Source organism: Streptomyces sp. NPDC005820 (genome assembly GCF_040630255.1).
Lineage (GTDB): Bacteria > Actinomycetota > Actinomycetes > Streptomycetales > Streptomycetaceae > Streptomyces.
Map to the genome: position 1 here is coordinate 1 of NZ_JBEXXE010000105.1, position 8,244 is coordinate 8,244.

The 8,244-nt window shown below is 71.5% G+C and carries 6 protein-coding genes; 4 read left to right on the forward strand and 2 right to left on the reverse strand.

From position 1 onward, the window contains the following. Nucleotides 1-163 precede the first annotated feature (163 nt). A complete protein-coding gene (locus ABZ464_RS51635; RefSeq protein WP_359289916.1) occupies nucleotides 164-664 on the forward strand; it encodes a metallophosphoesterase in 501 nt (166 codons plus the stop codon). Nucleotides 665-803: 139 nt separating this feature from the next. Here ABZ464_RS51635 and ABZ464_RS51640 read toward each other — a convergent pair whose 3' ends face one another. Next, on the reverse strand, nucleotides 804-1,922 hold the full coding sequence (locus ABZ464_RS51640; RefSeq protein WP_359289918.1) for an XdhC family protein: 1,119 nt from the start codon (nucleotides 1,920-1,922) through the stop codon (nucleotides 804-806). 169 nt (nucleotides 1,923-2,091) lie between these two features. Here ABZ464_RS51640 and ABZ464_RS51645 point away from each other — a divergent pair, with 169 nt between their 5' ends. Both ABZ464_RS51645 and ABZ464_RS51650 read left to right on the forward strand, forming a co-directional pair. After that, nucleotides 2,092-4,050, forward strand: a complete 1,959-nt coding sequence (locus ABZ464_RS51645) for a translation factor GTPase family protein (RefSeq protein ID WP_359289920.1) — start codon at nucleotides 2,092-2,094, stop codon at nucleotides 4,048-4,050. 94 nt (nucleotides 4,051-4,144) lie between these two features. Then, a complete protein-coding gene (locus ABZ464_RS51650; protein ID WP_359289922.1) occupies nucleotides 4,145-6,004 on the forward strand; it encodes a cellulase family glycosylhydrolase in 1,860 nt (619 codons plus the stop codon). A gap of 61 nt (nucleotides 6,005-6,065) precedes the next feature. Here ABZ464_RS51650 and ABZ464_RS51655 read toward each other — a convergent pair whose 3' ends face one another. Next, nucleotides 6,066-7,310 (reverse strand): YncE family protein, encoded by a 1,245-nt coding sequence (locus tag ABZ464_RS51655; RefSeq protein WP_359289924.1) that lies wholly within the window; start codon nucleotides 7,308-7,310, stop codon nucleotides 6,066-6,068. Between the two features lie 189 nt (nucleotides 7,311-7,499). On the opposite strand from ABZ464_RS51655, the gene ABZ464_RS51660 reads away from it, so the two are divergent. Further along, complete coding sequence (locus ABZ464_RS51660; protein ID WP_359289927.1) at nucleotides 7,500-8,153, forward strand: TetR/AcrR family transcriptional regulator; 654 nt, start codon at nucleotides 7,500-7,502, stop codon at nucleotides 8,151-8,153. Nucleotides 8,154-8,244: the final 91 nt, after the last annotated feature.

Genomic DNA, 8,244 nt, shown 5'->3' on the forward strand with positions numbered 1-8,244 from the left:
CTCTCCTCCCCCCGCCCCCCCCGTCCCACGTCTCTTCCCCCCCCCTTTACTTGCCCGGGCGCCGGGGGGGCCCCGCGGGGGGGGCACCCGGCGGCCGTGGAGTCCACATCCGGCCTTGGTCCGGTCGGGGGAAGCGGGGTCCGGCCCCGCGTAGCCTGGCCCCGTGCGACTGCTGCTGATGTCCGACACCCACCTCCCCAAGCGCGCCAGGGTGCTCCCCGCCCCGCTGCTCGACGCGCTGCCCGGGGCGGACGTCGTGGTGCACGCCGGCGACTGGGTCGACACGGCCACCCTCGATCTGCTGGAGGCCCGCAGCCGACGGCTGATCGGGGTGTACGGCAACAACGACGGCCCCGAGCTGCGCGCCCGGCTGCCCGAGGTGGCCCACGCCGACCTGGGCGGGCTGCGCTTCGGCGTGATCCACGAGACCGGCCCCGCCCAGGGCCGCGAGGCCCGCTGCGCCGCCCGGTTCCCCGACCTCGACGTCCTCGTCTTCGGCCACAGTCACATCCCCTGGGACAGCACCGCCCCCGGCGGCCTGCGTCTGCTCAACCCCGGCTCGCCGACCGACCGCCGCCGCCAGCCGCACTGCACCTATCTCACCGCCACGGTGGCCGACGGCCGGCTCACGGACGTCGTCCTGCACCGGCTGCCACCGCGCTGAACCGGGCCGCGCCCGGCCGAATCGGTCGGGGGCGGCCCGGCTTTTGCGAGTCTGCTGTGCTTCACGGACCTCCTTCCCTCGTGGGGATGGATGAAAGAGCCACTACCCAGCCTCCGCCTGTCCCACACACCGATTTATGCTATTTTGCCGGATTCTCCGGAGGTCGGCCGTGGATGGCTCCCCCCGTCCCCGTCAGCGGAGCGCCCGTGCCGCCCCAGCGCAGCGCGACGATCTCGGCGGCCACCGACACCGCGACCTCCTCGGGCGTACGGGCACCGAGGTCGAGCCCGACCGGGGAGCGCAGCCGGGACAGCTCGGCCTCGCCCAGCCCCGCCTCGACCAGCCGCCGCCGGCGGTCGTCGTGGGTGCGCCGGCTGCCCATCGCCCCGATGTACGCGGCCGGCCGGCGCAGCGCCTCCTCCAGGAGCGGCACATCGAACTTCGGGTCGTGGGTGAGCACGCAGATCACCGTGCGGTCATCGGTCCCGGTGCCGCGCAGATAGCGGTGCGGCCAGTCCACGACCACCTCGACGCCCTCCGGGAAGCGGCTCGGGGTCGCGAACACGGGGCGCGCGTCGCACACCGTGACCCGGTAGCCGAGGAAGTCGCCGATACGGGCCACGGCCGCCGCGTAGTCGATCGCCCCGAACACCAGCATGCGCGGCGGCGGCGCGAAGGAGTGCAGGAACACCGCGACCGCGTCCTCGCGCCGCTGCCCGCGCGGCCCGTAGTGCCGCAGTCCGGTGGCGCCGAGGGCGAGTTCCCCGCGCGCGTCGGCGGTGACCGCCGCATCCAGGCCCTCGGTGCCGAGCGAGCCCGTGACGCGGTCCGGCCGGACCGCGAGGGAGGCGCCGAGCGCGGCCGGGCCGTCGGCCACGGTCGCCAGGGTCACCGGCTCGCCCGCGGCGACCGAGGCGGCGAGCACGCCGAAGGCCGGATCCCGCGCGGGAACGACGGGCCGTACCAGCACGGTGAGCTCCCCGCCGCAGGTCAGCCCCACCGCGAACGCGTCCGCGTCGCTGTACCCGAACCTCTCCAGGCGGGCCCGCCCGCTCGCCAGCACCTCCCGGGCGAGCTCGAACACGGCCCCCTCCACACAGCCCCCGGACACACTGCCCACGACCTCGTCGTCCGGCCCCACCGCCATCGCCGCCCCCGGGGAGCGCGGCGCGCTGCGGCTGACCGCGACCACGGTCGCGAGCCCGAACGGCACACCGGCGCCGTACCACCCGCTCAGCACCGGCAGAATCTCGCGCACGTTTGAACGTTAATCCGTTGCCGCCCGCCCCGCCGCTCTGGTGCACTGCGCGGGTAACGGTCCCCGAAGATCGCGGGTACCGGCCCCGAAAGCTCAGGAGCAGAGATGCGTACAGCGTTCATGTCCCTCCCGGAAGGAACGACCCCCACTCCAAAGGACATGACACCTCGTGCATCTGCTCAACCTCGGGATCCTCGCCCACGTCGACGCCGGTAAGACCAGCCTCACCGAGCGGCTGCTGCACTCCGCCGGGATCATCGACGAGCTCGGCAGCGTCGACGCCGGCAGCACCCGGACGGACACCCTCGCGCTGGAGCGGCAGCGCGGCATCACCATCAAGTCCGCCGTCGTCTCCTTCCCGGTCGACGACGTCACCGTGAACCTCATCGACACCCCGGGCCACCCCGACTTCATCGCCGAGGTGGAGCGGGTCCTCGGTGTGCTCGACGGGGCCGTCCTCGTGGTGTCCGCCGTCGAGGGCGTACAGGCGCAGACCAGGATCCTCCTGCGCACCCTGCGCCGGCTGCGCATCCCCACGCTCGTCTTCGTCAACAAGATCGACCGGCGTGGCGCCCGCGAGGGCGGTGTGCTGCGGGAGCTCACCGAGCGGCTGGCGGTGCCCGTGGTGCCCCTGGCGACCGTGAGCGGGATCGGGACGCGCGAGGCCGCCTGCCACCCCGCTCCCGTGCCGGTGGACGTCCTCGCCGAGCAGGACGACGACCTCCTCGCCGCGTATGTCGACGGCACCCTCACCCACCGGCGGATCCACGCGGCGCTCCGCGACCTGACCCGCCGCACGCTGGTCCACCCGGTCTGCTTCGGCTCCGCCGCGACCGGCGCCGGGACGCCCGAACTCATCGCCGCGATCAAGGAGTTGCTGCCCCGCGCGGAGGGGGACCCGGACGGTCCGCCGTCCGGATCGGTCTTCAAGGTGGAGCGCGGTCCGGCCGGCGAGAAGATCGCCTACGCCCGTCTGTTCTCCGGCACCCTGCGCACCCGCGACCGGGTGCCGTACGGAGACACCGCGGGCAAGGTCACCGCGATCAGCGTCTTCGACCACGGCACCGACGTGCGCGAGGAGACGGTCACGGCGGGCCGTATCGCCCGGCTGTGGGGACTCACGGACATCCGCATCGGCGACGGCATCGGCGCACCGCACCGGGAGAGCGGCCCGATGTTCGCACCCCCGACCCTGGAGACGGTCGTCGTACCGGGCCCGGACACCGACCGCCGCTCGCTGCACCTCGCCCTCACCCAACTGGCCGAACAGGACCCGCTGATCGGTCTGCGCCACGACGAGGTGCGCCAGGAGACCTCCGTGTCCCTGTACGGGGAGGTGCAGAAGGAGGTCGTCCAGGCCACCCTCGCCGACGACTACGGCCTCCACGTCACCTTCCGCGGGACGACACCCCTGTGCGTGGAACGCCCGGCCGGGACCGGGGCCGCCGCCGAGTTCATCAAGAAGGACGCCAACCCGTTCCTCGCCACCGTGGGCCTGCGCGTCGACCCCGCCCCGCCCGGCACCGGCGTCGCCTTCGGCCTGGAGGTGGAGCTGGGCGCGATGCCGTACGCCTTCTTCAAGGCGGTCGAGGACACCGTCCGCGCCACCCTCGGCCAGGGACTGCACGGCTGGCAGGTCACCGACTGCGCGGTCACCCTGACCCACTGCGGCTACTGGCCCCGCCAGAGCCACGCCCACCAGGGCTTCGACAAGAGCATGTCCAGCACCGGGTACGACTTCCGGGGCCTGACCCCCCTGGTCCTGGTCGAGGCGCTGCGCCGGGCGGGCACCCGGGTGTACGAGCCCCTGCACCGCTTCCGGCTCGAGGTGCCGGCGGACACGCTGGGCGCGCTGCTGCCGGTGCTGGCCGCGCTGCGGGCCGTACCGCGGTCGACCGACACCCGGGGCGGCCGGTGCCTGCTGGAGGGCGTGGTGCCGGCCGCCCGGGTGCACGGCCTGGAGCAGCGCGTCCCCGGGCTGACCAGGGGCGAGGGGGAGTGGGAGAGCGCGTTCGACCACTACGCGCCGGTGGTGCGCGGCGCGGTCCCGGAGCGGCCGCGCACCGACCTCAACCCGCTCGACCGGAAGGAGTACCTCCTGAACGTCACGGGCCGGACGGGCGCGTGAGACGGGCGACCGACCAAGAGGTGAACATTGTTCAACCTTACTCGTGAGTCAGATGGTATTGACGGTGTCCGGAAACCGCCCGACTGTAGTGGACATGCCGAATGCCCGGGCACGTCTGCTCGCTGTTCTGGTTGTCCTCTGCGGACTCTGCGGTTTCCTGACGGCGGCGGGCACGCCCGCCGCCGCGGCCACCGTCCCCGACTCCCTCTCGTTCGACGGCACGGCGCTCACCGTGTCGAACGGCCGCTTCGTCGACGCGAACGGCCGTGAGGTGGTACTGCGTGGCTACAACGTCTCCGGTGAGACGAAACTCGCCGAGAACAAGGGCCTGCCCTTCGCCTCGGTGGCCGACGCCAAGAAGTCGGCGACGGCCCTGCGCGCCCTCGGCGGCGGCAACTCCGTGCGCTTCCTGCTCTCCTGGGCCTACGCCGAACCGGTGAAGGGCCAGGTCGACACCACGTATCTGGCCTCCGCCACCGCCCAGATGCAGGCCTTCCTCGACGCGGGCATCCGGGTCTACCCCGACTTCCACCAGGACCTGTACTCCCGCTACCTGTTCAACTCGGGCAGCTGGTACACCGGCGACGGCGCCCCCGCGTGGGCGGTGGCGCTCGGCAACTACCCCGCCGAGTCCTGCGGCATCTGCTTCATGTGGGGCCAGAACATCACCCAGAACAGCGCGGTGACGAAGGCCCAGTACGACTTCTGGCACAACACCTACGGCCTCCAGGACTACTTCCTGGCCACCGCCCAGAAGACCATGGCGTACATCAAGGCCAACCTCACCACCGAGGAGTTCACCGGCGTCCTCGGCTTCGACCCCTACAACGAGCCCTACGCCGGCACCTATGACTCCGGTCAGGCCAGCCGCACCTGGGAACGCGACCTGCTGTGGCCCTTCTACGTGAAGTTCCGGGCCCGGATGGACGCGGCCGGCTGGACCGACAAGCCCGCCTTCGTCGAACCGAACCTCTTCTGGAACGGCAACGTCAGCAAGGAGGAGGGCGGCCTCCTCGACGCGGGCGCGATCGGCTCCCGGTACGTCTTCAACACCCACTTCTACGACCAGAAGGCGATCTCCGGGATCCTGATGTGGGGCAACGCCGAGGACGGCCAGTACGTGAGCGACTTCGGCACCGTCCGCGACCGGGCCTCGGCGCTCGGGACGACGGCGATCGTCAGCGAGTTCGGCCATCCGCTGAACGGCAGCACCGCCGGCAAGGCGCCGACCGTGCTGAAGGCGATGTACCAGGCCCTCGACTCACGGGTGAAGGGCGCCAACTGGTGGACCACCCCGGCCACTTCGGGACCGGTCCTGTCCGGTTCGCAGTGGCAGTGGGACATCTACAACGGCCGGCACCACGAGCTGATGAACGGCAACGCCGACAAGGTGATGACCTCCGGCGACGCCTGGAACGACGAGGACCTCTCCGCCGTACGCCTCGACGACAGCGGTGTGGCGACGCTCCGTCAGGACGCCCGCCTCCTCGACCGGGTGTACCCGAGCGCCACGTCGGGCTCCACCGTCGCCTTCACCTACGAGGACCGCTCCCGCGACGGCTCCACCACGCTCACCTGGAACCCGGTCCCCAGCAGCCTGCCGAACGTGGCCTCGCTGGTGGGCTCCGGCCAGTACAGCGTGCTGGTGTGGCGGTCCAACGGCGGTTCGGCGCCGACCGAGCTGCATCTGCCCGCGTCCTTCCCGACCGCGTCCACCACGGTCGTCTCCGACCTGGGCACGGTGTACGGACCGCCGGCGTACACCTCCTCGACGAAGATCGCCGCCGCCGTGGAACCGGGCGGGACGGGCAGCCGCCGACTGCTGCTCAGCACCTCCGACTCCGGCGTCCTGCACTACGCGCTGGTCACCAACGGCGCGACCTCGCCGTCCGCGACCCTGCTGGCCGCGGCCCGCAGTGAACTGGCGGCGTGGGTGGCGTCGAAGATCGGATAGGCACGGCCGTACGCGAAAGGGGGCGGGCGCCCGGCGCCCGCCCCCTTCCGGCTGTGTTCCGTCAGCTTCCGGTGCCCGTCCAGTCGGCCGCGACATGCCCGAGCCGCACCCGCTGCGGGTGGTCGCCCACCGGGATCGACACGACCTTCTGGCCGGTGGCGAAGTCGATCGCGGTGACCTGGTCGGCGCCGCTCTCGGAGATCACGCAGTCCTTGCCGTCGCCGCTGACCGTGGCCCAGTACGGCTTGGACGCGGTGACCAGCGGCCCCTCCTGGAGGGTGCTGCGGTTGACCACCGTCGCGTAGTCGTCCATGGTGCCCGCGACGCACAGCTTGCTGCCGTCCGGGCTCATCGACAGGCCGTGGTGGCGCGAGTCGTTGACGTACGTCGTGCGGTCGTCGCTCGTCGCCGGGTTCTTCGGCAGGGTCTTGGTGCGGGTGATGCTGTCGCTGGCGAGGTCGTACTCGAAGAAGCCGTTGAAGAACGACACCTGGAAGTACAGCTTGGACTCGTCCGGGGAGAACACCGCCGGGCGCACCGCGTCCGAGTAGTCGGTGAGGCCGATCGCGTCCAGCTTCGCCCGCATGTCGATGATCTTGACCTGCTTGTAAGTGGTGGCGTCGACGACCGTGATGTGCCGGTCGCCCTTCGTCCAGTCCAGCCACGGGGCGTCGAGATCGGTGTTCACGTCCCCGATCGCCATGTTGTAGATGTACTTGCCGTCCTTGGTGAAGATGTTCTCGTGCGGCTTGTCGCCGGTGGCGAACGAGCCCACCTGCTTGCCGGTGTTGATGTCCAGCACGTGCACGGTGTTGGCGGTCGACGCGGAGACCGCGACCCGGGTGCCGTCGGGGGAGACGGCCATGTGGTCGGAGCGGTAACCGGACACCGGGAAGCGCCAGTTGATGGCACCGGTGGAGAGGTTGATGGAGACGACGTCGGCGAAGCTGGGCCGCGAGACGACCACGGACTTCCCGTCCGGCGTGGAGTACATGTCGTCCACGAACTGGTCGTGGCCCTCGCCGACGCCGTTGCGGATGGCCGTGAAGTAGATCCACTTGATCGGGTCGGCGCTGATCTCCGCCATCCGCGCGTCCTTGTCGGGGATCACATTGATCCGGCCGACCTTCGCGAAGTCACCGGTGGACTTGATGACGTCCGCGGTGCCCTCCCAGTTGTTGCCGACGAACAGCACCTCGCGCAGTGCGGCGCCGGACGCGGCCTGGGCCGTGGTCGCGGGGGCGGTGACGGACAGGACGAGGGCGGCGGCTACGGCACAGAGGTGTCCGGGTCTGAAGGCGGCCATGAGTGCTCACTCCTCCGGAGTGGGGAAACGGGTGGGGCAGGGCTGAGCGGCTCGAGAAAGCCCGAATCTGAACACGGCTGCGTTCAGAATGTACTTACTGGAAAGTAAGGAAGGGGTGCCCTTCGCCACAAGAGTCCGTGCACGACAAAATTGGCCACGGGGGAGCACGGAGCGACTCGGGAGGACGCAGTGACGGGCAGGCTCAGGGCGCCGACCGGCCGGTACGGCGGCAAGACCGCGGCCGAGCGGCAGGCCGAACGGCGCGGGAGGTTCCTCGACGCGGCGCTGAAGCTGTTCGGGGGCACCCCCGGCTACCGCGGTACGACGGTCGCGGCCCTCAGCGAGGCCGCCGGACTGTCGACACGGCAGTTCTACGAGGAGTTCCGCACCCTCGAGGACCTCCTCGCCGCCCTCCACCTCCAGGTCAACGACTGGGCGGAGGAGGCGGTCGTGGCCGCCTTCGCCGCGGCGGAGGGCCTGCCGCTGGCCGAACGGGTCACGGCGATCTTCCGCGCCTACGCCGGCAACGTCACCTCGGACCCGCGCCGCATCCGCATCACCTTCGTCGAGATCGTCGGCGTCAGCCCCCGGCTGGAGGAGCAGCGCCTCGCCCGCCGCGCCCGCTGGATCGACCTCATCTGCGCGGAGGCCACGGCCGCGGCCGCCCGCGGGGAGGCGGCCCCTCGCGACTACCGCCTCGCCGCCACGGCCTTCATCGGCAGCGTCAACGGCCTCCTCCACGACTGGACCACCGGCTGGGTCGACGCGACCCTGGACGAGGTGGTGGACGAACTGGTCCGCCAGCTGCTGGGGACACTGCGGCCACCGGGCTGGACGGGCTAGGGCCTGTCGTTTGGATCAGGCCGCAGACGCGGGGGCTGGCACGCGCATCTGCCGCGTTGTCGTCGGTTGCCGACGCTCCGCGTCGACGCCC